22 protein-coding genes are annotated in these 26,399 nt (G+C 72.3%); 10 read left to right on the top strand and 12 right to left on the bottom strand.

What is annotated here, in order from left to right:
• Positions 1–159: 159 nt before the first annotated feature.
• Positions 160–561 carry a hypothetical protein gene (locus V5O40_RS23985; RefSeq protein ID WP_332907557.1) on the bottom strand — a complete coding sequence of 134 codons (402 nt, stop codon included), beginning with the start codon at positions 559–561 and terminating at the stop codon, positions 160–162.
• 172 nt (positions 562–733) lie between these two features.
• Here V5O40_RS23985 and V5O40_RS23980 point away from each other — a divergent pair, with 172 nt between their 5' ends.
• Both V5O40_RS23980 and V5O40_RS23975 read left to right on the top strand, forming a co-directional pair.
• Entirely contained in the window at positions 734–2,776 is a 2,043-nt protein-coding gene (locus V5O40_RS23980) for a glycerophosphodiester phosphodiesterase family protein (RefSeq protein WP_332907556.1), read from the top strand.
• Positions 2,777–2,973: 197 nt separating this feature from the next.
• A complete protein-coding gene (locus tag V5O40_RS23975) occupies positions 2,974–3,351 on the top strand; it encodes a hypothetical protein (RefSeq protein ID WP_332907555.1) in 378 nt (125 codons plus the stop codon).
• Between the two features lie 86 nt (positions 3,352–3,437).
• Here V5O40_RS23975 and V5O40_RS23970 read toward each other — a convergent pair whose 3' ends face one another.
• Both V5O40_RS23970 and V5O40_RS23965 read right to left on the bottom strand, forming a co-directional pair.
• Positions 3,438–4,439 carry a sporulation protein gene (locus tag V5O40_RS23970; RefSeq protein WP_332907560.1) on the bottom strand — a complete coding sequence of 334 codons (1,002 nt, stop codon included), beginning with the start codon at positions 4,437–4,439 and terminating at the stop codon, positions 3,438–3,440.
• 248 nt (positions 4,440–4,687) lie between these two features.
• Positions 4,688–6,076 carry a cellulase family glycosylhydrolase gene (locus V5O40_RS23965; RefSeq protein WP_332907554.1) on the bottom strand — a complete coding sequence of 463 codons (1,389 nt, stop codon included), beginning with the start codon at positions 6,074–6,076 and terminating at the stop codon, positions 4,688–4,690.
• Between the two features lie 346 nt (positions 6,077–6,422).
• Here V5O40_RS23965 and V5O40_RS23960 point away from each other — a divergent pair, with 346 nt between their 5' ends.
• Positions 6,423–7,385, top strand: a complete 963-nt coding sequence (locus V5O40_RS23960) for a TIGR03557 family F420-dependent LLM class oxidoreductase (protein ID WP_332907553.1) — start codon at positions 6,423–6,425, stop codon at positions 7,383–7,385.
• 204 nt (positions 7,386–7,589) lie between these two features.
• Here the strand turns inward: V5O40_RS23960 and V5O40_RS23955 are convergent, their stop codons facing one another.
• The 6 genes from V5O40_RS23955 to V5O40_RS23930 form a co-directional block, all read right to left on the bottom strand.
• Complete coding sequence (locus V5O40_RS23955) at positions 7,590–8,360, bottom strand: endonuclease/exonuclease/phosphatase family protein (protein ID WP_332907552.1); 771 nt, start codon at positions 8,358–8,360, stop codon at positions 7,590–7,592.
• Between the two features lie 19 nt (positions 8,361–8,379).
• Positions 8,380–9,870, bottom strand: coding sequence for a phosphatase PAP2 family protein (locus tag V5O40_RS23950; RefSeq protein WP_332907551.1), 1,491 nt, complete (start codon positions 9,868–9,870; stop codon positions 8,380–8,382).
• Positions 9,871–9,942: 72 nt separating this feature from the next.
• On the bottom strand, positions 9,943–10,959 hold the full coding sequence (locus tag V5O40_RS23945) for a YihY/virulence factor BrkB family protein (protein WP_332907550.1): 1,017 nt from the start codon (positions 10,957–10,959) through the stop codon (positions 9,943–9,945).
• A gap of 151 nt (positions 10,960–11,110) precedes the next feature.
• A complete protein-coding gene (locus V5O40_RS23940) occupies positions 11,111–12,106 on the bottom strand; it encodes a diacylglycerol/lipid kinase family protein (protein ID WP_269739128.1) in 996 nt (331 codons plus the stop codon).
• Between the two features lie 202 nt (positions 12,107–12,308).
• A complete protein-coding gene (locus V5O40_RS23935) occupies positions 12,309–12,887 on the bottom strand; it encodes a Clp protease N-terminal domain-containing protein (RefSeq protein WP_332907549.1) in 579 nt (192 codons plus the stop codon).
• Positions 12,887–13,123, bottom strand: coding sequence for an HTH domain-containing protein (locus V5O40_RS23930; RefSeq protein ID WP_093402906.1), 237 nt, complete (start codon positions 13,121–13,123; stop codon positions 12,887–12,889). Before V5O40_RS23930 ends, V5O40_RS23935 begins: the two co-directional genes overlap by 1 nt.
• Before the next feature lie 120 nt (positions 13,124–13,243).
• On the opposite strand from V5O40_RS23930, the gene V5O40_RS23925 reads away from it, so the two are divergent.
• The 4 genes from V5O40_RS23925 to V5O40_RS23910 all read left to right on the top strand — a co-directional run bounded on the left by V5O40_RS23925 (position 13,244) and on the right by V5O40_RS23910 (position 18,351).
• A complete protein-coding gene (locus V5O40_RS23925) occupies positions 13,244–14,014 on the top strand; it encodes a PP2C family protein-serine/threonine phosphatase (RefSeq protein WP_332907548.1) in 771 nt (256 codons plus the stop codon).
• A gap of 96 nt (positions 14,015–14,110) precedes the next feature.
• Positions 14,111–14,941 (top strand): universal stress protein, encoded by an 831-nt coding sequence (locus tag V5O40_RS23920; RefSeq protein WP_332907547.1) that lies wholly within the window; start codon positions 14,111–14,113, stop codon positions 14,939–14,941.
• Positions 14,942–15,056: 115 nt separating this feature from the next.
• Positions 15,057–17,450, top strand: a complete 2,394-nt coding sequence (locus tag V5O40_RS23915) for a phosphoketolase family protein (RefSeq protein WP_332907546.1) — start codon at positions 15,057–15,059, stop codon at positions 17,448–17,450.
• Positions 17,451–17,463: 13 nt separating this feature from the next.
• A complete protein-coding gene (locus V5O40_RS23910; protein WP_332907545.1) occupies positions 17,464–18,351 on the top strand; it encodes a universal stress protein in 888 nt (295 codons plus the stop codon).
• A gap of 23 nt (positions 18,352–18,374) precedes the next feature.
• Here the strand turns inward: V5O40_RS23910 and V5O40_RS23905 are convergent, their stop codons facing one another.
• On the bottom strand, positions 18,375–20,300 hold the full coding sequence (locus tag V5O40_RS23905) for a heavy metal translocating P-type ATPase (protein ID WP_408631940.1): 1,926 nt from the start codon (positions 20,298–20,300) through the stop codon (positions 18,375–18,377).
• 175 nt (positions 20,301–20,475) lie between these two features.
• On the opposite strand from V5O40_RS23905, the gene V5O40_RS23900 reads away from it, so the two are divergent.
• Both V5O40_RS23900 and V5O40_RS23895 read left to right on the top strand, forming a co-directional pair.
• The gene (locus V5O40_RS23900; protein ID WP_408631939.1) at positions 20,476–21,483 is read left to right on the top strand and encodes an Acg family FMN-binding oxidoreductase; all 1,008 of its coding nucleotides are present in this window, start codon (positions 20,476–20,478) and stop codon (positions 21,481–21,483) included.
• A gap of 73 nt (positions 21,484–21,556) precedes the next feature.
• Positions 21,557–23,278, top strand: coding sequence for a GAF domain-containing sensor histidine kinase (locus V5O40_RS23895; RefSeq protein WP_332907543.1), 1,722 nt, complete (start codon positions 21,557–21,559; stop codon positions 23,276–23,278).
• Between the two features lie 10 nt (positions 23,279–23,288).
• On the opposite strand, the gene V5O40_RS23890 is transcribed toward V5O40_RS23895, so the two are convergent.
• Positions 23,289–23,927: a response regulator gene (locus V5O40_RS23890; RefSeq protein ID WP_099846899.1), complete on the bottom strand. Its 639-nt coding sequence runs from the start codon at positions 23,925–23,927 to the stop codon at positions 23,289–23,291.
• 254 nt (positions 23,928–24,181) lie between these two features.
• Between V5O40_RS23890 and V5O40_RS23885 the strand changes: the two genes are divergently transcribed.
• Positions 24,182–25,156 carry an Acg family FMN-binding oxidoreductase gene (locus tag V5O40_RS23885; protein WP_332907558.1) on the top strand — a complete coding sequence of 325 codons (975 nt, stop codon included), beginning with the start codon at positions 24,182–24,184 and terminating at the stop codon, positions 25,154–25,156.
• Positions 25,157–25,161: 5 nt separating this feature from the next.
• Here the strand turns inward: V5O40_RS23885 and V5O40_RS23880 are convergent, their stop codons facing one another.
• On the bottom strand, positions 25,162–26,190 hold the full coding sequence (locus V5O40_RS23880) for an NAD-dependent epimerase/dehydratase family protein (protein WP_332907542.1): 1,029 nt from the start codon (positions 26,188–26,190) through the stop codon (positions 25,162–25,164).
• Between the last annotated feature and the right edge of the window lie 209 nt (positions 26,191–26,399).

Here is a 26,399-nt window from a genome sequence, read left to right as displayed (position 1 = left end):
TCCCCGCCCCCCCCCACCCCCCCCCCCCCACCCACCCCCCCCGCGTTTTTCACCTCGTTTGGGTCGGTTTTGAACTCAAGATCCGACCAAAACTTCTTGATCAACCGGGCTGGGCGGGTGGGTGGGTGGATGGCTGGGTGGGTGGGTGGGTGGGTGGGGTTACTCGAAGCTGCCCAGGTGGGTGGCGGGGGTGGACTGGTCGCTTGTGGTGCCGCCGGGCGGGGTGCTCATGCCGCCGGTGGTGGCGTCACCGGTGGTGGTCGGAGCGACCTTGCCTCGGTGGCGCTCCGGTTGGCGGGCCACCCGTCGGGCACTGGCCGGGCCGGCGGTGCCGCCGGTCGTGGTGATCGCGCCCTGGCCACGGGTCGGCCCGCCGTCGCGCAGCACGGTCGGGTCGATCGGCACGTCGGCCGGATCGTCCGGGTCCTCGCGCTGCAACTGGCTCTCCACGTCGGTCGGCGGCACTGTCACCTCGTCGAGGGCACCTTCGCCGTACACGCCGCCAGTGATCCGCTCCTCGGCCCGGCGGGCGGCGTCCTGTCGCATCTCGTCCTCACGCACGATCCATCACCTCGCAGAAGGGTCGGTCTCGGTGCGTGCCCGGTGACCGGCGCGGCAAACCCGCACCGCCGGTTCACCCGACCGTCGCACTGCGCTTGCCTGCCCGCCGTGCCCGCTGCCGATGCTGTGCAGCGGATTCGGCGGGAGATCCCCGCAGGAGGGAGAGGACAGCGTGCGCACCGTACGCCGTACCGCCGTCGTGGCCCTGGCCGCGACGACAGTGACGACCATGCTGGCGGCGCCTGCCCCGGCACATCAGCGCCCGGACCGGGACTTCGACCTGCAGGCCCACCGGGGCGGGCTCGGACTGCGGGTGGAGAGCACGCTCGCGTCGTTCGGCAACGCCCTCCAGCTCGGGGTGAGCACCCTCGAACTGGACGTTCAGATCACCGAGGACGGACGGGCCGTGGTCACCCACGACCGGCGGGTCAGCGCCGCGAAGTGCACCGACACCGCCCCGGTCGTACCCGGTGACCCCGAGTTCCCGTACGTCGGGAAGTACGTCAACACGTTGACCCTGGCGCAGGTACGCACCCTCGACTGCGGCTCCCGCACGCTGCCGGACCGGCCCGGGCAGCTCGCCGTGCCGGACGCGCGGATGCCGCTGCTGAGCGAGGTCTTCGCCCTGGTGAAGCGGTACCGGGCGCACGACGTGACGCTCAACATCGAGACCAAGGTCGAGGCGGGAGCGCCGAGCGAGACCGCCCCACGGGAACAGTTCGTCCAGGTCACCGCGACAGAGATCCGGGCCGCCGGGCTGCTGCGGCAGGTGACCATCCAGAGCTTCGACTGGGGCGCGCTGAAGCGGATGCGTCAGGTCGAGCCCCGGCTGCCGCTGGTCGCGCTGACCAACTACGACTTCCTCCAGGTGGGGCAGCCGGGCACCTCCCCGTGGCTGGGTGGGCTGGACATCGACGACTTCGGTGGCGACCCGATCCGGGCGATCCGCAGCCTCGGCGTCACCGCCTTCTCGCCGGTGCACGGCTTCCCGCAGAACGGCACCGTCACCGACCCCGGCTACCGGCCGTACGTGACGCGGGAGATGGTGACCCACGCGCACCGCAACGGGATCCGGGTGATCCCGTGGACGGTGAACGACGTGCCGACCATGGCCAAGCTGATCGACGACGGGGTGGACGGCATCATCACCGACTACCCGGACCGGCTGCGCACGCTGCTCGCGCAGCGCGGCCACCGGCTGCCCCGGGCGTACGCGTCGCCGTTCGACATCCAGGCCCACCGTGGCGGCCGGGCGACCCGACCCGAGAACACCCTGCCCGCCTTCGCCAACGCCCTGGCCAACCCGGCGATCTCCACCCTGGAGCTGGACACCGGCGTGACCGCCGACGGCCGGCTGGTGGTGCTGCACGACCGCACCGTCAACGGCTCGCACTGCCTCGACACCGCACCCGTGCGGCCGGGTGACCCGCAGTTCCCGTACGTGGGCAGGCTGGTGCACTCGTTGACTCTCGCGCAGCTCAAGACCCTCGACTGTGGTACGAGGACCGCCGCCGACATGCCGGAGCAGGTGCCGGCCCCGGGTGCCCGGATCCCCACCCTGGAGGAGGTCTTCGCGCTGGTGAAGGCCAGTGGCCGGACGGACATCCGGTTCAACATCGAGACGAAGATCAGCCCGCTGGTGGACGACACCGAGCCGTACCGAAGCTTCACCCGCAAGCTGGTCACCGCCGTGCAGCGCGCCGACCTCACCGGCCGGGTCACCGTCCAGTCCTTCGACTGGCGCACCATCACCTACGCCCGGCGCCTCGACCGGCGGATCGAGACGGTCGCCCTGGTCTGGCAGTACGGGCCGGCGGAGTGTGCCGGGCTGGCGGATGAGTGCTCACTGCGGGCGGTGTACGGCGACCGGTCGGTGCGGAGCCCGTGGACCGCCGGGCTGGACTGGTGGAAGTACCGGGACCTGGGCCGCCTCACCCGGGCGGCCGGTGCCTCGACCGTGTCGGCGAACTGGCAGGTGCACGACCCGGCGCAGGGTTCGGTCACCCACCCCGACTGGTACCTGCGGCAGGACCCGACGTACTTCCACGGACCGGACGTACGCACCCTGCAGGCCCGGTACGGCCTGAAGGTGATTCCCTACACCGTCAACGACGCGACCGTGATGCAGCGGGTGATCGACCTCGGGGTCGACGGCATCATCACCGACGACCCGGATCTGCTGGTCGCTGTGGCCGTCCGCAACGGCCTGCGGTGAGCCTGAGCGCGGGCGACGCGGCAGCTCGGCGTCGCCCGCGCCAACGGCGGGAATCGCGGATCGGGTCGGCGTTACTGCCCCCGTCGCCGGGGGTAGACGCGGGGTGCCCCCGCCAAGTGCGCGAACCGTGCCGTGGCCGACACGCGGTAGCGGGGCGAGGGTCGCAGGTTACGACTCATCAATCCTGAGGAGGACAGATGAGCACGCAGGCTGCATCTACCAGGCCGATGAACCGCCCGGCGCAGGACATGCAGAACCGCGCGGCCATGCAGGAGGCACCGACCCGCCAGATGCCGATGATGCAGGACGGGCACCGGGAGCCGATGCCGGCACCGGGTACGGAGACGAAGCAGGCGTTCCTGACCACCGAGTTCTGGATCTACGCCGCTGCCGTCACCGCCGTGGTCATCGCCGCCTTCTGGCGTGGCACCAGCTCGTACGGGCTGAACCTGAACAACCCCGGCCAGGCGTGGTTCTTCATCACCCTGCTGACCCTCGGTTACCTGGGTAGCCGTGGTCTGGCCAAGGCCGGCAGCGCGAAGCGTTCCGGTGAGGAGCGTAAGCGGGGACGGTGACCCCGCGAACGCGGGGCCTCGACCGGCCCGCACACGCACGGTGGCCCTTCGGGATCCGCTCCCGAAGGGCCACCGTCCCGTCGTGCCTAGAACTCCTCGAACCCGCCGAAGTCGCCACCGAAGTCACCGGCGACCTCGCTCACCTCGTCCTCGGCCCCCTCGAAGGCGTTGCCGATCATGTGGCCGGCGAGCATGCCACCGGCGGCACCGAGCGCGGCGCCGGCCACCACGCCACCCATGCCGGAGCCGTGGCGCTGGTGCGGGTGGCCGAACTTCTGCCCGCCGCCGTAGCCGTGCGGGCCGAACGCCTGAGCGCGCAGGGCACCGAAGCGGCCGATCGTCTCCTGCAACCAGCCGTCGACCACCTGCACCCAGTCGGAGCGCTCCGCGTCGGAGTGCGCGACCTGGTAGCGGCCGAAGACGTCGTGCCCGGGTGCCAGGAAACCGCCGCGCTTGTCGCACTCCAGCACCACGTCCACGCCGTGCGGGTTGGTGACGAAGGTCAGTTCGAGCTCGTTGATGGTCTGCGCGTACTGCGGTGCGGCGAAGAACTCGATCTCCTGGTAGAACGGCAGGGTCTGCTGCACCCCGTGGATCAGCCCACGCTCCAGGTCGGCCTTCTTGAACCGGAAGCCGAGCTGGAGGAACGCCTCCAGGATGCGCTCCTGCACCGGCAGCGGGTGCACGTTGATCTCGTCCAGATCGCCCTTGTCGACGGCGCGGGCGATCGCCAACTCGGTACGCAGCCCGAGGGCCATCCCGTGCAGACGCTGGCCGTAGACCGCGGTGATCGGCGTCTCCCAGGGCAGCGGCAGCTGGAACGGGATGGACAGCGTCTGCTTCGCCGCGAGTTGCAGTGGCCCGCTGACCACCTGGCGGTGGAACTCCATCACACCGGCGTGCTCGCCGACCTCGACCCGGGCGACCAGTCCGACGGCGATCTGTTCGATGTCCGCCGCCGCGTCCCCGCCGAGCAGGTTGACCTGGCCGTCGAGGGCGAGTCCGGGTCTGGTGTTCGGGTTGGCCAGGACGGTGTCCACGCTGGGACCGCCCACGCCCAACGCGCTCAGCATCTTCTTGAAGACCATTGGGTACTCCTGCGGGGTCTGGTGCCCGTACTCCATTGTGGGAGCGGACGCGGACCAGCGCACCCTATCGACCCGGGCTGTGAGGTCGCTGAAAAACCGGCGATCCCGGTGCGCCCCGGGTGCGGTCCCGGACGCCGACTGGCCGGCACTCTCGCGCAGCTCCGGCGAACCCGACTGAGCCCTTTCCACCTGGACCACGGCACAGCGGTGGCCAGGCCCGTGCGGGCCCGGCCATCGACGGTGCGAGCTCAGCTCGCGGTGCAGCTCACCGCAGGAGCCGAGTTGGTCCCGGTCCAGCTGCCGAGGAAGCCGAAGTTGGTGCTGGCCCCGGCGCCGAGGCGGCCGTTGTAGGAGACGTTGCGGGCGGTCACGGTGGACCCGCTGCTGGAGATCGTCGTGTTCCAGGACTGGGTCACCGTCTGTCCGTTGGCGTACGTCCAGCGCACCGTCCAGCCGTTGATGGCGGTGGAGCCGGCGGTCACCCGCACGTCGCCCTGGAAGCCACCCTGCCACTGCCCGGTGATCGAGTAGGTCGCCGTGCAACCGGCGCTCGGCGGCGGGGTCGACGGGGGCGGCGTCGACGGCGGCGGAGTCGAGGGGGGCGGCGTGGACGGGGGCGGCGTCGACGGCGGCGGCGAGGTCGGCGGGGTCGAGTCGTAGACGCTTGCCTGCCGTGCGGTCTGCCGGATGCCGTTGGTGCCGTTGAACAACCGCTCACCCCAACTGGTCAGCTGGTTCGGGTTGAAGTTGGTGGCCATGTCGAGGTACTCCACGCCACCGCTGTTGCCGCTCCACGACCAGCCGAGCCAGCCGATGCCGTTGGCCTGGGTGTAGGCGAGGATCGCGTCCTCGTCGGGATTGCCGTCGGAGTGGTTGTGCCCGAACTCGCCGACCACGATGGGCAGGCCACGGCTGCGGAACCGGCCCAGGTAGTCGCTGATCTCGGCGGCGGTGTCGAAGACGCCGTACATGTGGATCGAGAAGACCGTGTTGCCGGCCGGATCGGCGTTGAACACCGTGGGCGCGTTGTCGCGCATGGTGAAGGACCAGTCCTGACCCCAGTTCGGCGCGTCCACCATGATGGTGTGCGTGAGGCCGCCGGTGCGCAGCCGACGGATCGCGTTGGCGGTGTCGGTTGCCCACGACGAGTAGTTCTGGTTTCCGTACGGCTCGTTGCCGATGTTGACGATGACGTACGCTTCCTGACCGTTGAGCGCACCGGCGATGCTGAGCCAGTAGTCGACCGCGCGGTCCAGGCTGACCGCCCCGCTCTGCTCGCCGTACCCCGTGGTGTCGTGCACCTCCAGCACGCAGATCAGCCGGTTGGCCTTGCAGAGCTGGATCACGTTCGACACGTCGCTGGCGCTGTTCCGGGTCCACAGGTCGCCGCTGGAGAGCACGACCCGCACCGAGTTGGCGCCGAGGGCCTTGACGTCGGCGAAGGAACTGGTCTGGTTCGGGTACCAGGTGTGCGCGTGGTTGACCCCACGCATGATGAACTCGTTGCCGTTGGCGTCGTAGAGCCGTCCGTTGCTGACCGTGAAGCCGGCGGCGGCGTGGGCCGAAGGTCCGAAGGCGAACACTGCGGCGACGGTCGCCAGCAGGACGGCGCCGACGGCCGCGAACAGTTTTCTCATGCAATCCTCGCAGGAGGTGTCTCCCCCGTGCCCAGGGGGTGCGGTGAGTGGCAGGTGCGCGGCTGCAGCCCGACAGCCGCGTTCAGACCCGGCGAGGCATCAGCGTATGCCGATGGGATGACGAAAGCAACCGGTTCAGTACGCCGGCTGCCCGTGACGACCCAGGAGACACCGAGTCGTCACGGGGGCGGACATCCCCACCACAGGACGTACACCACGCCGGCATCTGAACCGGTTCAGACAACGGTAGGCACCGGCCGGGCGCATCGTCAAGCATCGAACAGGGGTTGACCGATCCGGGCCGGGGTATCCGGAATGACCCGCCCTCGCCACGAAGGAGACGTCAATGGTCAGCATCGGCTACACCCTGATGTGCGAGCAGGCAGGTCCGAAGGAACTCGTCGACCACGCCGTACGGGCCGAGGCGGCCGGCTTCGACCACCTCGTCATGTCCGACCACTACTACCCCTGGCTGGAGTCGCAGGGGCACTCCCCGTACGCCTGGTCGGTGCTGGGCGCGGTCGCGCACGCCACCTCGCGGGCGGCGCTGATGTCCTTCGTGACCTGCCCGATCCGTCGTTACCACCCGGCGGTGGTGGCGCAGAAGGCGGCCACGCTGGGGGTGCTCTCCGACGGACGGTTCACCCTCGGCCTCGGTGCCGGGGAGAACCTCAACGAGCACGTGGTGGGCGGCTGGCCGCACGTGCAGCAGCGGCACGAGATGTTCGAGGAGGCGTTGCAGATCATCCGTCCGCTGCTGAACGGCGAGACGCTGACCTTCTCCGGCAACCACTTCGACGTGCCGGACGCCTACCTCTGGGACCGCCCGGACACTCCGGTGCCGATGGCGGTGGCCGCCTCCGGCCGGCAGTCGGCGACCCTGGCCGCCGAGTACGCCGACGGCATGATCGCCACCGATCCGGAGCCGCACCTGGTCGAGATGTACGAGCAGGCCGGCGGGGCCGGACGCCCACGCTACGGTCAGGTGGCGATCTGCTACGGACCGGACGAGGCCGAGTGCCGCAAGATCGCCCACGATCAGTTCCGCTGGTTCGGACTGGGCTGGAAGGTGAACACCGACCTGCCCGACACCGACTCCTTCGCGGCGGCCACCCGCGGCGTCCGCGAGGAGGACGTGGCCGCCGAACTCTCCTGCGGCCCGGACGTCGACAAGCACGTGGAGGCGTTCAAGAAGTTCGTCGACGCCGGCTTCACCCACGTGGCCCTGGTCCAGGTCGGCGGCGACACCCAACCGATGTTCCTGGACTGGGCGCAGGACGAACTGCTGCCCCGACTGCGTGACCTGTGAACGACGAGGAGTGATCGATGCGCATCGGTAACACGGAGATCCGCCCCGCCGGCGGCGGCGTCGGCTGCCTCCTGATGGTCCTCTTCTCCATCCTCGCCTCGATCGTCCTGACCGTGCTGCTCAACCTGCTCCTGTGACCTCCACCGGTGTTGATCAAGAGGTTCTGGTCTCTGACGTCGGCGTGTCGGGACCAGAACCTCTTGGTCAACGCGCGGTGGGTGGGGTGAGGGCGAACTCGGCCAGCAGGGGGTAGTGGTCGGAGGCGTGGTCGGTGTGGGGGGTGCGGACCACCTCCACGTGGGTGAGGTGGGTGGCCAGGATGGGGGTGGCGAGCAGGTAGTCCAGGCGCATGTCGGCGAACTCGGCGCCACCGTGGGCGGTCGGCACGGTGGGGCCGGCGTCGGCGCCGAGATCCACCAGCCCGGCGGCGAGCAGCCGGGCCACCGCGCGGGTCTCCACCGTCCGCCCGTCCCGACGCAGATGCCGACGCCGGTACCCGGCCGGTAGCCGACCCACCCGGTCGGCGTGCTCGGCGTACGGGTCGAGGGTGTTCAGATCACCGGCGAGCAGCGCCAGGCCGTCCCGGCCGGTACGCACGGCGCCGGCCGCCCACCCCGCCTCGACCAGCCGTCGGATGCCCCAGTACGGGTCGAGGTGGGTGCCGAGCACCGTCAGCGGACCGGCGTCGGTGCCCACCACCACACGTTGGGCCGCGTGGTGGAACGGCCGACGTACCGGTGCGGCGGCCAGCACCGGCCACGCCGCCCGCACCAGCACCGCGACCGGCTGCCCCAGCCAGGAACGGGCCAGGTACGGCCGGAGCCCGACGCCGCCGGCGAAACCCGCGACGTCGAGACCACCCAGCTCCTGCAACGCGAGCACGTCCGGCCGCTGCCGGGCGATCACCCGGGCCACCAGCTCGCGCCGGTCCGGACCGCCACGGTCCCGGCCGCCGGTGCGGATGTTCCAGGTCATCACCCGCAACACGGGCGGCTCAGCCGGGCCGGCCGGCCCGGGCCAGCTCGTCGTCGAGGGTGTCCACGTCCTCCGACTCGATGGCCGGCTGGTTGCCCTGCCGGACGTCCTCGTTGGGCCGTACCACCCAGTACAGCAGCCCGATCCAGAGCGTGGTGAGCAGGATCGCGCCCATGAAGTCCGTCGGGTGGTGCATGCCCCGGTACATCCGGGAGACCGCCACCCCGACCGGCATCACCACGGCGAGCGCCACGAAGACCCACCGCCACCACCGGTCGGTACGGGGGAAGACGATCACGGCGATCGCCACCCAGATGCAGAGTGTGGCGGCGATGTGCCCGGACGGGAACGACGAGGTCGGCATCGGGCCGTCCAGGTTCTCCACCGGCGGGCGCGGCCGGTCCACCGCCGCGGCGCTGGCCAGGAAGAGGGTCAACTCGCCGAACATGGTCAACGCCACGAACAGCACCGGCCGCCACCGCCGCCAGATCGCCAGCACCAACGGGCAGAAGACCAGCGAGATCGCCAGGATGGCGTGGGTGTCGCCGACCTTGCTCCACCACCAGCTGAAATCGTCGAGCGCCGGGGTACGCCGCTCGGCGAACCAGAGCGGCACCGTCTCGTCGAGGCTGGCCAGGAAGGTGTTGTCGGCGTGGTAGCTGACGAACATGCCGAAGCCGTAGAGGGCGCCGAACACCAGCACCCAGCCGACGATGATCTCGGCGACACCGGCCCGGGCGTGCGGCAGCAGCTTCTCCTCGTCCGGCGCGGGCGCCACCTCCTGCCCGGCCTCCGGCTCCAACCCCTCGGTCAACGGCGCCGCGGGCCGCCCCCGCTCCAACCGCCACAACCGGAAGGCGTACGCGGTGACGCCCAGCCAGGCCGCGCCGAGCAGCCAGGCACCGATCACGTCGGAGAGGAAGTGCACGCCGAGCGCCACCCGGGTGAACCCGATCAGGAAGATGACGGTGGCGACCAGGGCCATCGCCGGCCGGCGCCAGCGGGGTGCCATCGCCGGCAGGAACACCAGCAGCAACGCGCCGTAGGCCACCATCGACCCGAGGGCGTGACCGCTGGGGAAGCTCTGCCCCGCGTACGCGCCGATCGGCACCTCCACCTCGGGACGCAACCGGTCGACGAGCGTCTTGAGCGACGGGTCGAGGATCAGCGCGCCCACGCCGGTGACGATCAGGAACACCGCGAGGCGACCCTGCCGGCGGATCAGCAACCCGACCACGGCGACCGTCACCAACCAGATGATGACCGCCCGGCCACCGAGGTCGGTGATGGCGTTGAGCACCGTCACCAGGGGCCCGATCGGTGACACCTGGTCGTTGAGCCACTGCGCCACGCCGTGGTCCACGTCGTACAGCGGCGACCACCGCACCCGGACCAGCACCAGCAGCAACCCGAAGCCCACCCCGGCACCGAGCACGAGCGCCAGACCGGCGAGCGTACGCTCGGTGAAATGTCCCAGGGGTCGTCGCAGTACGTCCCTGACCGCGCCCACGGCAGCCTCCTTCGCTTCTGGCGTGGCGCAGTACCCGATCCGCCGCCGCGGTACACCCGGCGACCGGGCGGGTCAGAGTGCGGTCATCTCGCCGGTGTCGTGCACCGGTACCCGCTGTACGTTCGGCTCCCACAGGTCCGGCTTCGCCGGCTCCTGCACGCCGATGCGTACCGCCTCCAGTTGCGCCGCGAACGAGAGCCCACCGAACAACGCCATGCCGGTGAGGTTCGCCCAGAGCAGCAGCGCCATGATCCCGGCCAGCGCACCGTAGGTCTGTCCGAAGTCGTCGCTGAACCGCACGTACCCGGCGAGCAGAAGACTGGCCAGCCACCACATGGTGGTCGCGATGCCGGCACCGAACAACAGCCAGGACAGGCCGGGCTGGTGACGGCGGGGCGCGTGGCGGAACAGCACCGCGACGGCGAGCACCGTCAGGCCCAGGCTGAGCGGCCAACGCGCCACGTCCCACACCGTCCCGGCGACATCACCCCAGGAGTAGTGGCGTTCCACCGAGTCGCCCATCGGCCCACCACCGACCAGGATGAGGAACCCGGCCAGTGCCGGGAGACCGGCGGTGACGGCGAGCACGGCCGCCCGCAGGTACTTCCACAGCGCCGGACGGTCCCGTTCGACACCGTAGATCCGGTTGGCGCCCCGCTCGATCTGGGCCATCGTGCTGGTCAGCGCCACCAAGCCGGTGATCAGACCGAGGGTGAGCGCCACCTCGCCGGTCTCCTCGACCCGCTCGGCGCCCGCGTCGTCGCCCCCGCCGAGCAGCTCGGCGACCATCTGGTCACTGGTGCCGGGGGTCAACGCCAGCACCGTGTCGGCGACCACCTCCCCGCCCTCGGCCACGCCCAGCTCGGAGATCAGCCCGGTGAGGGCGATCAGGAACGGCACCACGGCCAGGCAGAGCTGAAACGCGAAGGCACGGGAGTGGCTGAACCCGTCGCCGTAGCGGAACCGGGTGAACGCGTCACGCAACAGGTGCCAGCCGCCCTCCCGGCGCAGCGTCTGCCAGGCATGGTCGGCGCAGAGCTGTTCGTCGGACATCAGCCGGGTCTCCGGCACGATCCTGGTGCTGCTCACCGAGCGACCCTCTCGTTCGCGACTGCGGGGCTCGCAAGCTCACTCCTCGCGCTCACCCGACCAGCCCTCCGTTCGCGACTGCGGGGCTCGCAAGCTCACTCCTCGCGCTCACCCGACCAGCCCTCCGTTCGCGACTGCGGGGCTCGCAAGCTCACTCCTCGCGCTCACCCCGGCCCTCCTCGACGAGGCGTTCGCCGCGCTCGGCGGCGGCCGACGCGTCCTCGGCCAGGTCGGGCGCCTGCTCCGGCCGCGGTACGCACAGCCACAACGCCCGCCGCCGAATCTGCACCCGCAGCTGGCTACCCGGTTCGATCAGGTCGCCGTCCAGTTCCCGAGGCTGGCTCCGGTTGCTGGTTATCTCCACTCGACGGGCGCGGTACACCTCCATCCGCGGCACCCGGTCGCGACGGCGCAGCACCGCCCAGCCGAGGGTGAGCCAGTGCCGCAGCGTGCGCGGGGTGAGCACGGCGACGTCGAGGTACCCGTCGTCGGGCTCCGCCTCGGTGAGCAGGGTCACCCCGCCCTGGAGCCGACCGACGTTGGCGACCAGCACCGAACGGGCGCGGCGGCGCAACGGCGGCTGGTCGTCCAGCCGGATCGACACCCGCATCGGCCGGTCCCGCAGGTGTCGTGCCGCCCCGACCACGTACGCGGGCCAGCCGATCCGGCGCTTGGTGGTCTCGCTCGTGGCATCGAGCATCTGGGCGTCGAAACCCATGCCGGCCATCACCGCGAAGTGGTGCCCGTCCACCGCACCGACGTCGAGCAGGCGACGACCACGCTCGATGGCCACCGCCAGCCCGGCGGGCAGTTCGTCGGAGAGCCCCAGGTTGGCGGCGAGCAGGTTGCCGGTGCCCTGGGGCAGCACGGCGAGCGCCACCTCGGTGCCGACCAGAGCGTCGACGCAGGCCATCACCGTACCGTCGCCGCCGCAGGCGAAGACCACGTCGACCCCGGCGGCGAGCGCCTTCTCGGTCTGCCCACGACCGGGATCGTCGGGCGTGGTCTCGAACCACAGCGGTTCCGGCCAGCCGGCCGCGTCGAGCGTGTCGCCGACGGTCCGGCGCAACGCGTCGAGATCGGTCACCTTGACCGGATTGACCACCACCGCGCTGCGCAGCGGCCCTTCGTCCCGTCCAGCTTCCACCGCGTCAGTGTGCAGCACCGTGCCCCGTTCAGCGACCCGACACCGTCCTCCCTCCCGCCACCCACCCCCACCACCACCTCCCACCAGCGATCTTGCAGTTTTCGTCGGTGCATATGCCGACAAGAGCCGCATAACGGCGACCGAAAGTGCAAGATCGCGGGAGAGGGGCGGGGGGCGCGGGAGGGGCGGGAGGGTGGGGCGGTTAGGCGGGGGTGCGGAGGGCGCGTTCTACGCGGTGGCGTACGTCGGTCAGGTCGACCCCGGCCTCGGTGAGCGCCAGTGCGGCGAGGCCGTTTCCCTCCCGCAGCAGGCCGAGCAGGATGTGCTCGGTGCCGATGTGGCGGTGCCGCAGCCGGATCGCCTCGCGCAGCGACAGCTCCAGCGCCTTCTTCGAGCGGGCGGAGAACGGACCACCGGTCGGCCGTCGCCGGCCCCATCGGCGGCGCGGTGCCGGCACCGCCTCGCGGAGGGCGTCCTTGCCGAACGACTCCTCGATCCGGGTGACGATGGCGGCCAGGTCGATGCCGATCTCACGCAGCGCCGCCGCGTCGGCCTCGCCCAGGCCGCTGCCCCCGGTCGCGGTGTGGCGGCGGATCCGCTCGCGCAGGTCGTCCGCGGTGACACCCGCGTCGCGGAGCACCCGGGCGGCCAGGCCGTCCCCGTCAGCGAGGACGGCCAGCAGAAGGTGCTCGGTGCCGACCGGCCGTTGGCCCTCGGCGCGGGCCTCCTCGCGGGCCCGTCGCACCACCTCGCGGGCACGGTCGGTGAATCGTTCGAACATCACGCCTCCCAGGAGGAATCGACCGCCGGTCGCCCGGCGTGCTTCTTGTGCACCGCCTGCCGGCTGACCTCGAGCGCGTCGGCGATCTCCTGCCACGACCAGCCCTGCCGTCGGGCGTTGTCGACCTGGACCACCTCAAGCCGTTCGAGCAGCCGGCGCAGGGCGCGGACGGCACGCAGGCCGACCCGGGGGTCCGTGCTGCCGGCCGCGGCCGCGAGTTCCGTCGCCTGACTCATGGTGTCAACCTACATTGACATCCGGCGAGCGTCAACCCCGGTTGACACCCGGGTGTGGTTCCCCTTCACTAGGGTCGTGGCCGCGCGGGCGTTCCGCGCCAGCCGTCGGTTGGAGGCCCGGTGAACCAGGACGCGGACTACCAGGCAAGCCGTTTCACACTCACCGACCTGACCCTCGAGATGGCCGGCGGCAGCGTGGTCGGCAACCGGTACCGCGACAACTACGACGTCCTGCACGTCGATCCCGCGCTTCCCTTCGTCGTGGTGGCCGACGGGATGGGCGACGGTGCGGGCAGCCGTCGCGCCGGCACCGCCGCGGTACCGACGTTCGCCGCGCTCGTCCGCGAGGCGTGGCCCGAGATCGGGGCCGACCGGCTCCGCGCCGTTGCCGGCGCGGTCCAGACCGCCGTACTCGAGGCTGGCCGAGGTAGCCCCCAGCTGACCGGCTGCACCCTCACCGGTCTGGTCGTCGAGCCGCAGGGCGGCCAGGGCTGGGTGGTCCAGTTGGGTGACTCCCGGGCCTACCGGCTCCGCGGCGACCTGCTGGAACTGGTCACCACCGACCACACCGTCGCCTGGCTGGGGGTGCTGCACGGCTGGTACCCGACCGACTCTCCCGCCGCCGCCCGGGCCCGGTACCAGCTCACCCGCTACGCCGGCCACCCGGCCGCACCGGATGCCGACCTGCTGGCCGTGACCGTGCGTCCCGGCGACACCTGGCTGCTCTGCACCGACGGGGTGAGCGACCAGGTCAGCTACCACGTGATGCGGGAGGCCCTCATCCGGTCTGAGCCGGCGGACGCGGTCCGGACCCTGCTGCGCGCCGCGCTGGACGCCGGTGGGGCCGACAACGCCAGTGCGGTCGTGGTCCGGGCCCGGCCGGCGTCCTGACCACCCACCGGCGGTGCGGCGATCACGCCCCGGAGCAGCACCGGCGCGACTAGCCTCAACAGCAGGCCGAGTGCGGAAGCTGCGGGGGTGATGCGGATGGCCGCAGCCAGCGAGGCGCCGGTGCTCGTCGGCGTCGGTCCGGAGGACGCCCTGCCGGTGGCCCGCCTCGCCGCCCGGGTCGCCGCCGCCCACGGACGCGGACTGCACCTGCTGCACGCCTTCAACTGGGCGGCCTTCGACGCACCCGCGGTCTCCAGTTCCCGGGCCCACGCCGAAAAGTTGATCGCCGAGGCGACCGCGGCGGCCAACGCGAACGAGCCGGGCGTGCCGGTCACCGCCGAGATCGCCGAGGGCTCGGCGGTGGCGAACCTGGTCCGCCGATCGGAGACCGCCTTCCTGGTGGTGGTCGGCGACGGAGGTATGGCCCACTGCGACCGCTGCATACCGGCGGACAGTCCGGCCGTGCAGGTGGCCGCCCGCGCCGAGTGCCCGGTGCTGGTCGCCCGGCGGGAACCACCACCCTCCGGGCCGGTCCTGGTCGGCATCGACGGCTCGGCCTCCGGCGAGATGGCACTGGACTGGGCGCTCACCTGCGCCATCCGGCACGGCGCTCGGCTGCTGGCGGTCTGGGTGGTCGACGCCGACGGCGTCGTCGAGGAGGCCACCGAACGGCTCAACGAGACGGTGTCCCGGCATCGGGCCGACCATCCCGACGCCGCCGTCGAGTGCCACGTCATCCGGGGCGAGCCCGGTGACGTGCTGGTCGACCAGTCCCGCTCGGCGCAGTTGGTGGTGGTAGCCGCCCGGGGCGAGGAGCCGCTGCGCGGGATGCTCGGCGCGGTCAGCCAGTCACTGCTCTACCACGCGCCGTCCCCCGTACTGGTGATCCGTGGCGTGACCGACACACCGGACCCGGACGGGTCGTGACACCCGGGCCGGCGGGACCAACGGCCCTGATCCAGGATCGCCGATTCCGCGAAGCTGACAGAGGAAACCGCGTTGCGGATGCGAGATTCACCGACCCGCGAGAGGCTCAAGCAGTATGGACACCGCTGTAGACCTGCGAAGCCCCCTGACCGATGACGAACTGCGCCGGCTGGACGCCTACTGGCGGGCGGCGAACTACCTCACCGTCGGGCAGATCTACCTGCTGGACAATCCCCTGTTGCGCGAACCGTTGGCCCCCGAGCACGTCAAGCCCCGCCTGCTCGGGCACTGGGGCACCTCTCCCGGACTGAACCTGATCTACGCCCACCTGAACCGGGCCATCGTGGCGCGGGACCTGAGCGCCATCTACATCACCGGGCCCGGACACGGCGGACCGGCGCTGGTGGCTAACACCTGGCTCGAAGGCACCTACAGCGAGCTCTACCACGACATCGGTCGCGACGAGGCCGGCATGGCCCGGCTGTTCCGCCAGTTCTCCTTCCCCGGCGGCATCCCGAGCCACGTCGCCGCGGAGGTGCCGGGTTCGATCCACGAGGGCGGCGAGCTGGGGTACGCGCTCAGTCACGCCTACGGCGCCGCCTTCGACAACCCCGACCTCCTGGTCGCCTGCGTGATCGGCGACGGCGAGGCGGAGACCGGCCCGCTGGCCGGCAGCTGGCTGTCCAACGTGTTCCTCAACCCCGCCCGCGACGGCGCGGTGCTGCCCATCCTGCACCTCAACGGATACAAGATCGCCAACCCGACGGTGCTGGACCGCATTCCCGAGTCCGACCTGCTCGACCTGATGCGGGGCCAGGGCTACCAGCCGTACGTGGTGGCCGGCGACGATCCCGCCGTGGTGCACCAGACCCTGGCGGCCACCCTGGACCGTGCGCTCGACGAGATCGCCGAGATCCAGCGCCACGCCCGCTCCGGCGGGACCGTCGAACGCCCGCGCTGGCCGATGATCGTGCTGCGTACCCCGAAGGGCTGGACCGGGCCGCACGATGTCGACGGCAAGCGGGTCGAGGGCACCTACCGCGCGCACCAGGTGCCGCTCTCCGAGGTCCGCGACAACCCGGATCACCTGGCCGAGCTGGAAAGGTGGCTGCGCAGCTACCGCCCGCAGGAGCTGTTCGACGCCACCGGCGCGCCCGTCGCCGAGCTGGCCGACCTGCCGCCCCGGGGGCCACGACGGATGAGCGCCAACCCGGTCGCCAACGGCGGCACGCTGCTGCGCGACCTGAACCTGCCCGACTTCCGCGACTACGCCGTCGAGGTGCCCCGACCCGGCGCGACGGTCACCAGCGCCACCGGCGAACTCGGCAAGTGGGTCCGGGACGTGATCAGCGCCAACCCGCAGACGTTCCGGCTGTTCGGTCCGGACGAGGTCGCCTCCAACCGCCTCCAGGCCGCCTTCGAGGTCACCGACCGGGCCTGGGTGGCCGGCACCGTCGACGGGGACGACCACCTCTCCCCCGACGGGCGGGTGATGGAGGTCCTCTCCGAGCACCTGTGCCAGGGCTGGTTGGAGGGCTACCTGCTCACCGGCCGGCACGGCATCTTCACCAGCTACGAGGCGTTCATCCACATCGTCGACTCGATGGTCAACCAGCACGCCAAGTGGCTGAAGGTCACCCGTGGCATCCCCTGGCGGCAGCCGGTCGCCTCGCTGAACTACCTGCTGTCCAGCCATGTCTGGCGACAGGACCACAACGGCTTCTCCCACCAGGATCCGGGCTTCATCGACCACGTCATGAACAAGAAGGCCGAGGTCGTCCGGGTCTACCTGCCACCGGACGCGAACACCCTGCTCTCCACCATGGACCACTGCCTGCGCAGTCGCCACTACATCAACGTGGTGGTGGCCGGCAAGCAGGTCGCGCCCAGCTGGCTCACCATGGACGAGGCCGTCGCGCACTGCCGGCGTGGCCTGGGCATCTGGGACTGGGCCAGCACCGACGACGGCAGCGAACCGGACGTCGTCCTCGCCTGCGCGGGTGACGTGCCGACACTGGAGACGCTCGCCGCGGCGGACCTGCTGCACCAGCACCTGCCCGAACTAAAGGTACGAGTGATCAACGTCGTCGACCTGATGCGGCTCCAGCCGGACTCCGAGCACCCGCACGGCCTGCCGGACTCCGAGTTCGACACGCTGTTCACCCGCGACAAGCCGATCATCTTCGCCTACCACGGCTACCCGTGGCTGATCCACCGGCTCACCTACCGCCGCACCAACCACCACAACCTGCACGTCCGGGGGTACAAGGAGGAGGGCACCACCACCACGCCGTTCGACATGGTGATGCTCAACAACCTGGACCGCTTCCACCTCGTGATCGACGTGATCGACCGGGTTCCCGGCCTGGCCGCCCGCGCCGCGCACCTGCGCCAGGAGATGACCGACGCGCGTCAGTCCGCCCGCGACTTCACCCGTCGGTTCGGCGAGGACGATCCTCGGGTCGCGGAGTGGCGCTGGGTCCGCGAGACCGACCCGACCAATCGGTGAGGAGATGGCCGTCATGAGCGAGCACGGCGCGGGCGCGGAGATCCTGGTGGGCTACGACGGCTCCCCGGACGCCGCGGCGGCCCTGGAGTGGGCGCTCGGTCAGGCCCGCCGCGACGGCCGGCCGGTCCGGTTGGCGTACGTCTTCGAGTGGTTGACCGTGGCCGGCTGGGTCGGTCCGGGCGTCACGCCGGGGATGTGGCCCGACGAGCAGGCCCGCCGGCAGGTCGAGGAACTGGTCGGCAAGGCCGCGGCGGACGCCGCTGCCACCCACCCGGGACTGGACGTACGCGGCGAGGTGCTGGACGGTCCGCCCGCCCTGATCCTGGAGGAGGCGTCGACGCAGGCCGGCCTGCTGGTGCTGGGCAGCCGGGGGCACGGCGGCTTCGCCGGCCTGCTCGCCGGCTCGACCGCCGTCGCCGTCACCGCGCACGCGCACTGCCCGGTGGTGGTGGTCCGTCGCCGGCCCACCGAGAGCGACCGGGCCGGGCACGTCGCCGTCGGCGTGGACGGCTCGGAGCATTCGCTGCTGGCCCTCGGCTACGCCTTCGAGCAGGCCGCACTGCGTCGGGTACCGCTGCATGTGGTGCGCGCCTGGCAGCCGCGACGCGACCAGTGGAGCCTACGTGGCGAGCAGGCCCGCGACGCGGCGCTCGCCGACCAGCGTGCCGAGCTGGACGAGGCACTGCACCGCTGGCAGGACACCTTCCCCGAGGTGGAGGTGACCGTCGAGACCGCCGCCGCCGCGCCGGCCGGTCTGCTCGTCGACGCCAGCCGCAACGCGCAGCTGATCGTCGTCGGCACCCGGGGACGCGGCGGGCTGCGGGGCATGCTGCTCGGCTCGGTCAGCCAGCAACTTCTCCAGCACGCCCACTGCCCGGTCGCGGTGGTCAGGGAGCGCTGAGGTGCGCCGTGGGCCGGCCGCTGTCAGGCCGGCCCGCGGGAACCGCCCCGGAGCGCGCGCAGCGCGTTGAGGATCACCAGCACGTCGATGCCCTCCTGCAGGAACGCGCCTGCCACGGGCGGCAGCCGACCGGCCGCCGCGAAGCCCATCGCGAGCAGCGCCAACCCCATGCCGACCGTGGCGCTCTGCACCGCGATCCGACGGGAGTACCGGGCCACCTCGACCGCGTCGGCGAGCGGGTCGAGGCGGTCGACGCTGAGCACCGCGTCGGCGACGTCGGCCGAGGCGGTCGCTCCGGTGGCGCCCATCGCGACGCCGACCTGGGCCTCCGCCAGCGCCGGGGCGTCGTTCACCCCGTCGCCCACCATCACGGTCACCGCCCGGCCCGCCTCGGCTCGGACCCGGGTGGCCTTCTCCTGCGGCGTGCACCGGGCCAGCACGTCGTCGACGCCCACCGCGTCGGCGACCCGGCGGGCGTCCTCCGGCCGGTCGCCGGTGACCATCACGATCCGGGTGAGGCCGGCGGCACGCAGCCGAGCCACGGTCCGGCGGGCGTCGGGGCGTACCGGATCCTCCAGCAGGACGGCGCCGAGCGGCCCGGTCACCTCGGCCACCCAGACCAGCGAGTGTCCCGCCGCGCCGGCCCGACGGCTGGCCCGCTCGGCCCACTGCGGCAACTCACCGGCGAACTGGCCGACCCGGACGCGCCGGCCGTCCACCCGCCCGCCCACCCCCCGGCCCGGCTCCTCGGTCACCTCAGCCGGGGTGACCAGCCGAAGACCGCGCTCGCCGGCGGCGCGCACCAGCGCCGCCGCCAACACGTGCGAGGACAACTGCTCCACCGAGGCGGCCAACCGCAACACCTCGTCGGGGTCGCCGCCGGGGGCCACGACGATGTCGGCGACCCGGGGACGGCCGGCGGTCAGCGTCCCGGTCTTGTCGACGAGCAGGGTGCGCGCCCGGCCCAGGACCTCCAGCGAACCGCCGTCGCGGACCAGCACCCCGCGTCGGGCCACCCGGGACAACCCGGAGACGATGGCGATCGGGGTGGCCAGCAGCAACGGACACGGTGTCGCCACCACCAGCACCGCCACCGCCCGGAGGAAGTCGCCGGAGAGCACCCAGCCCAGCCCGGCCAGCGCCAGCGTGAACGGCACGAAGGCGGCGGCGTACCGGTCGGCCAGCCGCACCGTCGGTGCCCTGCGGGCGGTCGCCTCCTCGGCCAGCCGGACGATCCCGGCGTACGTGCTGCGTTCGGCGCTCTCCGTGGCCCGCAACCCGAACGCGGCCCCGGCGTTCACCACGCCGCTGGCCACCCGGGCCCCGGCCGCCCGCTCGACGAGCCGGGACTCCCCGGTGACCACCGACTCGTCGAGCGTCGCGGCACTCTCGGTGACACCGTCGACGGCGACCACGTCACCCGGGCCGACCAGCAACCGGTCACCGGCCGCCACCCGGTCCACCGGTACCTCCTCGACAGCACCCTCGGCGGTGCGCCGCCGGGCGGTACGGGGCGCCCGCTCCAGCAGGGCCCGCAGATCGCGGGTCGCCCGGCGCTGCGCGTACGCCTCCAGGGTCCGCCCGGTGGCCAACATCACCGCGACCACCGCACCGGCCAGGTACTCGCCGACGACAAGTGCGCCGCCCAGCGCCAGCACGGCGATCACGTCCACGCCGAACCGCCGCCGCAGCAGGTCCCGCAGCACCGCCACGGCCGCCGGCAGCAGCGCCGCCAGGGTGGCCACCGCCCACAGCGCGTCGGCGACGCCGGGAAGCCCGGCCGGTCGCACCGCCGCACCGGCCAGCACCAGCAGCGTCAGTCCGGTCAGCGGGGTCCACAGCCACCAGCTGCCACGCCGCCGACGGGATGCCTCGGGTTGCGGACGCACCGGCTGGTCCGGCAGGCACTCGCCCTCGTCCCGGTCGCCGGCCGACCGTCGCTCACCCACCTGCGGATCGTCCCAGCCGGACCGGGCGGTCGCGGCGGAACGCGGGCCAGACGTCCCGCCGGGTCGTGCCGTGCGGATCGTGCGACGCGGCGGCCGATGACGCACGATGAACCGGACCGCGCCCACAGCCGTACCGAGGTGCGGCACGATGGGCAGAGACGGAAAGGTCGTGAGGATGAGCCACCAGACGCCGGCTACCCACCGCCCGCTGACCACCGCGCTCGCGGAGGCCGCCGCGATGGCCGGTCACGCGCCGTCGGTGCACAACAGCCAGCCGTGGCGCTGGCGGGTGCTGCCCGACGCGCTGGAGCTGCGGGTGGTACGCGACAGCAGGTTGGCCGCCACCGACCCGGAGGGCGAGCTGGTCACCCTCAGCTGCGGTGCGGCGCTGCACCACGCCCGGCTGGCGTTGGCCGCCGAGGGGTGGGCGACCACCGTGCGGCGGATGCCCGACCCGGGCGACCCTGACCTGCTCGCCCGGCTCACCGAGCCGCGGGCCACCGGCGCCGACCCGGACGCGATGCGGGCGGTGCAGTGCATGCAGGTGCGGCACACCGACCGGCGTCCGGTCAGCGACGAGCCGGTCTCCGACGACTCGTTGAGCGCCATCGCGGCTGCCGCCGTCCAGGAGGGTGCCCGCTTGGAGATCCTCGACCGCGACCAGATGCTGCAACTGGCCGCGTCCGCCTCGCAGGCCGCCACCGTCGAGGCGGAGGACTCCCGGCTGCGGGAGGAACTGGAGTACTGGACCAGCCGTGCCGGCGACACCGGGCTCCCTCCCGAGGTGTTGCCGGAGCAGCCCGCGCAGACCACCGTGCCGGGGCGGGACTTCGGTCGCGCCGGCACGCTGCCGGTCGGGCCGGGACACGACCGGGCGGCGTCCTACGCGGTGCTCTACGGCGACCAGGACGAGCCGGTCGACTGGCTGCGGGCCGGCGAGGCGCTGTCGGCCGCCTGGCTGGCCGCCACCCGACTGGGTGTCTCGATGGTCCCGCTCAGCGGGGTGGTCGAGGTGCCGGCCACCCGGCAGACCCTGCGCCAGCTGCTCGCCGGGCTCGGCCACCCGTACCTCGGCCTGCGCCTGGGGGTGGCCGACCCGGCGCACGCCGGCCCGCCGCACACCCCGCGACTGCCCCGCGAGCAGGTGGTGGACACCTCGGCGGTGGCCGGCGACGCCACCTGAGCGCGCGGTCCCGGACATCCCGCCGGCCGGCATCGGGCGTTTCCGCCCGCCGGTCGCCGGATAGCATCGCCGGATGACCGTCGGTGCGCCCAACCCCCGGCACGAGCCACCGTCGCTCGGCCTGAGCCCGCTGTCCCGAGTCCGCCTGGACGAGCTGCTCCAGGAGATGCTGGATCGCGTCGGCGAGGTGGTGACCAGCCGGGAACGCCTGCGGGCGCTGCTCGACGCGGTCGTCGGCATCGGCACCGACCTGGATCTGCGCAGCACCCTGCGACGCATCGTGCAGGCGGCCTGCGACCTGGCCGGGGCGCGCTACGGCGCGCTCGGGGTGATCGGTCCCGACCGGATGCTGCACGACTTCATCACCCACGGCATCTCACCGGAGCTGCACGCCAAGATCGGTGACCTGCCGCACGGCCGAGGGGTGCTCGGCCTGCTCATCGACGAACCGAAACCGGTGCGGATGCCGGACATCACCCAGCACCCGAACTCGTACGGCTTCCCGCCGCACCATCCGCCGATGCACACCTTCCTCGGCGTGCCGGTACGCATCCGCGACCAGGTCTTCGGCAACCTCTACCTGGCCGAGAAGCAGGGTGGCGCCGAGTTCACCGACGACGACGAGGAGATCGTCGTCGCGCTCGCCGGTGCGGCCGGCGTGGCGATCGAGAACGCCCGGCTGTACGCGCTGGCCCACCGGCGGGAACGCTGGCTCGCCGCCACCGCCGAGATCACCTCACTGCTGCTCGGCGAGGTACGCCGTACCGACGCACTGACCCTGGTGGCGCGGCGCGCCCGCGAGGTCGCCGAGGCCGAACTGGCCCTGGTGCTGCTCTACGACGAGGATGCGGAGCACTTCACCGTCGAGGTCGTCGACGGCGTCGGCGCCCAGGCCCGCGCGCTGGTCGGCGCGGTGCTGCCGGCCTCCGACACCAGCTTCGCCGGTCCGGTCGTCGCGGGCCGGCATGATTCGGTGGAGGATCTGGCCCACGCCGCACCGTGGCCGGCGGTGCTGCACACCGGACCGGCGGTGATCTCTCCGCTGGCCACCGCCGACACCCTGCACGGTGTGCTGGTGATCGCGCACCGCGTCGACCACGGCGGCGCCACCGACGACGACGTGGCCCTGCTGGGCAGCTTCGCCGGTCAGGCGGCGCTGGCCATGGAACGCGCCCGTGGCCAGGAGGAACGCGAGCAGCTGGTGGTGCTGGAGGACCGCGAGCGGATCGCCCGGGACCTGCACGACGTGGTGATCCAACGGCTGTTCGCCACCGGCCTGCAACTGCAGAGCGCGGTGCCGTTGACCGCGCGGCCGGAGGTCGCCAAGCGGATCAACGCCGCCGTCGACGACCTGGACACCACCATCAAGGACATCCGCCGCACCATCTTCGAGCTGCGTACCCCGATGAGCGCGGCGCTGCGCACCGAGATCCGGGAGGCGGTGGAGGCCGCCGCCGAGTCGCTGGGCTTCCGACCGAGGCTGGAGCTGACCGGGCCGATCGACAGCGCCGTACCGGACGAGGTCCGGCCCGAACTCGTCGCCGTGCTCCGCGAGGCGCTGTCCAACGCCGTACGCCACGCCGAGGCCACGGCGGTGTCGGTGGCGGTACGCGTCGATGCCGCCCGGGTCGCTGTCACCGTCACCGACAACGGCGTGGGTTGCGACCCGGCCGCCGCCCGGGGCGGACTGGTGAACCTGCGCGAACGCGCCGAACGGCACGGCGGCACCTTCGAGGTACGCGGTGCCGAGCCGCACGGCACGGAGCTGCACTGGTCGGTGCCGTTGACGGCCTGAGCCGCACTGGTCAGTGAGTCTTGCCCAGCAGGCGGGTGGCCAGCACCGCGGCCTGGGTGCGTCGCTCCAGACCGAGTTTGGCCAGCACACTGGAGACGTAGTTCTTCACCGTCTTCTCGGCCAGGAACATCTTGCTGGCGATCTCCCGGTTGGTCAGCCCCTCGGCGACGTACTCCAGGATGCGCCGCTCCTGCTCGGTGAGGGACTGCAGCTCGCGGGGCTGCTCCACACCGCTGCGGATGCGATCCAGCACCCGGGTGGTGATCGCCGGGTCCAGCAGCGACTGACCGGCCGCCACCCGGCGTACCGCGTCGACGAGGTCGGTGCCCCGGATCTGCTTGAGCACGTACCCGGAGGCACCAGCCATGATCGCCGCGAACAGCGCCTCGTCGTCCTCGTACGACGTCAGGATCAGCCCTTTGATCGAGGAGTCCACGGCCCGTACGTCCCGGCACACGTCGATGCCGTTGCCGTCGGGCAGCCGGGCGTCGAGGATCGCCACGTCGGGCCGCAGCGCCGGAATCCGGCGGGCCGCCTCCGGTGCGGAACCGGACTCACCGACCACCTCGATGTCCCCACTGGCATGCAGCAGGTCGGCCAGACCACGACGGACGACCTCATGGTCGTCAAGCAGAAACACCCGGATCATCCCCCCTTTCTACCCCCTCCCACCCGCCCCCCACACGGGCCAAAGGTCCCAACCACCCCGCCCCCTCCCCACCCCACCCCACCCGGTTGATCAAGAAGTTTGCGTCTCCGCCGGGCCGGATCCCGACCAGAACTTCTTGATCAACGGCCTCAGGGGCGGGGGGTCCTGCGGGTTCGGGACGTGTGGCCCTGCTGGGCGGGGGTGTGCGGGGCGCACCGTGGTGAGGTACCAGGCGGATGCGAGGGGGCACGACCATGGAGACCGGCTACACCGTCGAACAACTGCGGGCCGCCGCGACCGACGCGGTCCGTGCACCGTCCCTGCACAACGTCCAGCCGTGGCGGTTCCGGTTGCGTGACGGTGGGATCGAGGTGCTCCTCGACCCGACCCGACGGCTGCCCGCCACCGACCCGAGCGGCTGGGGTGCCCGCGTCGCCGGTGGAGCGGCGCTGTTCAACCTGCGCCTGGCCCTGGCGGTGACCGGCGCACCGGCGACGGTACGACTGCGCCCGTACCCGTCGGAGCCGGACGTGCTGGCCCGGCTGGTGCCGGACCTGCCGCGCCGACCCAGCCCCGCCGAGCAGAGCCTCTACGCGGCCATCCCGCGCCGGTTCAGCAACCGTGCCCCGTTCTGGCCCGACCCGGTCCCGGCCGACTCCCGTTGGCGGCTGGGTGAGGCGGCCCGGGCCGAGCACTGCTGGCTGGAACTGCTGATCGGGGTGAGCGCGGTCAACGCCTTCGCCGAGATCGCCCGCGGCGCGCACCGGGTTCTCGAACGCGACCCCGCCTACCGGGCGGAGCGCGAGGCGTGGGTACGCGCCGGCACCGAGCCGGACGGCGTCCCGGTGACCGCCAGCGGCCCCCGGCCTGAGCCGCAGGACCTGCTTCCGTCCCGTGGCTTCGGTGGCACCCAGCGGGCACCCGGGCGGGACTTCGAGCCGGAGCCGCTCGTGGCGGTGCTCGGCTCCGCCGGCAACACCGCCGTCGACCAGGTGGTCGCGGGCCAGGCGTTGCAGCGGGTGCTGCTGACCGCCACCGACGCCGGGCTGTCGGTGTCGATGCTGTCCCAACCGATCGAGGTGCCGTCGGCCCGGGAGCAGCTCCGGCTGTCGCTGGGACGGTTCGGTACGCCGCAGATGGTGATGCGGGTCGGGTACGGCCAGCCGGGCTGGCCCACCCCCCGCCGCTCGGTGGACGAGGTGCTGGACCTGCCGGTATCCCTCGCCTAGCGACGTCAGCGGGGTGGCACCGGGGACAGCGGATCGGTGGCCGGGGCCGCGAGCAGGCCGGCCTCCCGGACCGGGTCCAGACCGACCGGCGGCCGGGCCGGTCGACCGGCGCGGGCCGGCACCGCACCCACCCGGCGCAACCAGGCCCAGGTGTCGGCGACGGTCTCGGTCACCGGGCGGCAGCAGAGTCCGTCGGCGTACGCGCGGGTGACGTCCATCTGCTGCATCCACCGGTACTCGTGCCCCGGTGGGATCCAGATCGGCAGATCGTTCCACGGTTCCACCCCGGCGGCGAGCAGACGCCCCGGGTCGATCCAGCGCAGCCGGGCGGCAGCGCCGGTGGCCGCAATGCCGGCGGTGAGCAGTTCGCCCATGGTGGTGTGTCCGGGTCGGCTCACCACGTTGACCGCTCCGGCCTGGCCGGCGGCCCCGGCATCGAGCAGGAAGGTCGCCAGGTCGCGCACGTCGACGTACTGCACGGGCAGGTCCACCGGGCCGGGCGCGAGCACCTCACCGCCCTGGGCGAGACGGTTCAGCCACCACGGCAGCCGACCGATGTCCTCACCGGGACCGAGGATGAGACCGGCCCGGGCGAGCAGTACCCGGTCGCCGAGCACCGCGCGCAGCGCCCGCTCGGCACCGGCCTTGAGCATCGGGTAGTCACCGTCGACGCCGTCCGGAGCGGCCTCCACCAGCGGGGCCTGCTCGGTCACGCCGGCCGGCACCGGCTGGGCGTACACCGAACCGCTGGAGACGTAGACGTAGTGTCCGACCCGGCCGGCCAGCATCCGCGCCGTCGCCTGGGCGACGCGGGGTGCACCGTCCCAGGTGTCGACGACGAGATCCCACTCCCCCTCGGACAGCGCGGCCAGCCCGTCGGCGGTGGTGCGGTCACCCACCAGGTGCCGTACGCCAGCCGGAGGCGCCCCGTGCCGCCCCCGGTTGAACGCCGTCACCGCCCAGCCCCGGTGCGTCGCCTCGGCGACCACCGCCCCGCCCACGAATCCCGACCCGCCCAGCATGAGGAGTTTCATGTGAGCCACCCTGCCCCTCGTCGGCGCTGTCCGGGCGGCTCGTTCACCGTCAGCGGATCTGCCATCGGCAGAAGCCGGCGACGGCCCGCACCAGGTCGGGTGGGAAGTGGGTGCCGTGTCCGGCGGACGGCGTGGGCGTCCGCCCGAAACCGCCGGGCGGTGCCGCGGGGACGGCGGGCACCACCCGCCAGTTGCCTGGTGTAAGGACG

It is taken from the genome of Micromonospora palythoicola, assembly GCF_036689795.1.
GTDB classification, from domain to species: Bacteria; Actinomycetota; Actinomycetes; order Mycobacteriales; family Micromonosporaceae; genus Micromonospora; species Micromonospora palythoicola.
The sequence above is the reverse complement of the archived record's forward strand: the minus strand, read 5'-3'. Positions and strand labels throughout refer to the sequence as shown.

Excerpts from the sequence above, each read along its gene's own strand:
- V5O40_RS23975 (WP_332907555.1), top strand. The coding sequence starts at position 2,974 with ATGAGCACGCAGGCTGCATCTACCAGGCCGATGAACCGCCCGGCGCAG.
- V5O40_RS23915 (WP_332907546.1), top strand. The coding sequence starts at position 15,057 with ATGGACACCGCTGTAGACCTGCGAAGCCCCCTGACCGATGACGAACTG.
- V5O40_RS23970 (WP_332907560.1), bottom strand. The coding sequence starts at position 4,439 with ATGGTCTTCAAGAAGATGCTGAGCGCGTTGGGCGTGGGCGGTCCCAGC.
- V5O40_RS23935 (WP_332907549.1), bottom strand. The coding sequence starts at position 12,887 with ATGTTCGAACGATTCACCGACCGTGCCCGCGAGGTGGTGCGACGGGCC.
- V5O40_RS23930 (WP_093402906.1), bottom strand. The coding sequence starts at position 13,123 with ATGAGTCAGGCGACGGAACTCGCGGCCGCGGCCGGCAGCACGGACCCC.
- V5O40_RS23880 (WP_332907542.1), bottom strand. The coding sequence starts at position 26,190 with ATGAAACTCCTCATGCTGGGCGGGTCGGGATTCGTGGGCGGGGCGGTG.
- V5O40_RS23955 (WP_332907552.1), bottom strand. The coding sequence starts at position 8,360 with ATGACCTGGAACATCCGCACCGGCGGCCGGGACCGTGGCGGTCCGGAC.
- V5O40_RS23890 (WP_099846899.1), bottom strand. The coding sequence starts at position 23,927 with ATGATCCGGGTGTTTCTGCTTGACGACCATGAGGTCGTCCGTCGTGGT.
- V5O40_RS23910 (WP_332907545.1), top strand. The coding sequence starts at position 17,464 with ATGAGCGAGCACGGCGCGGGCGCGGAGATCCTGGTGGGCTACGACGGC.
- V5O40_RS23895 (WP_332907543.1), top strand. The coding sequence starts at position 21,557 with ATGACCGTCGGTGCGCCCAACCCCCGGCACGAGCCACCGTCGCTCGGC.
- V5O40_RS23920 (WP_332907547.1), top strand. The coding sequence starts at position 14,111 with ATGGCCGCAGCCAGCGAGGCGCCGGTGCTCGTCGGCGTCGGTCCGGAG.
- V5O40_RS23885 (WP_332907558.1), top strand. The coding sequence starts at position 24,182 with ATGGAGACCGGCTACACCGTCGAACAACTGCGGGCCGCCGCGACCGAC.
- V5O40_RS23965 (WP_332907554.1), bottom strand. The coding sequence starts at position 6,076 with ATGAGAAAACTGTTCGCGGCCGTCGGCGCCGTCCTGCTGGCGACCGTC.
- V5O40_RS23960 (WP_332907553.1), top strand. The coding sequence starts at position 6,423 with ATGGTCAGCATCGGCTACACCCTGATGTGCGAGCAGGCAGGTCCGAAG.
- V5O40_RS23900 (WP_408631939.1), top strand. The coding sequence starts at position 20,476 with ATGAGCCACCAGACGCCGGCTACCCACCGCCCGCTGACCACCGCGCTC.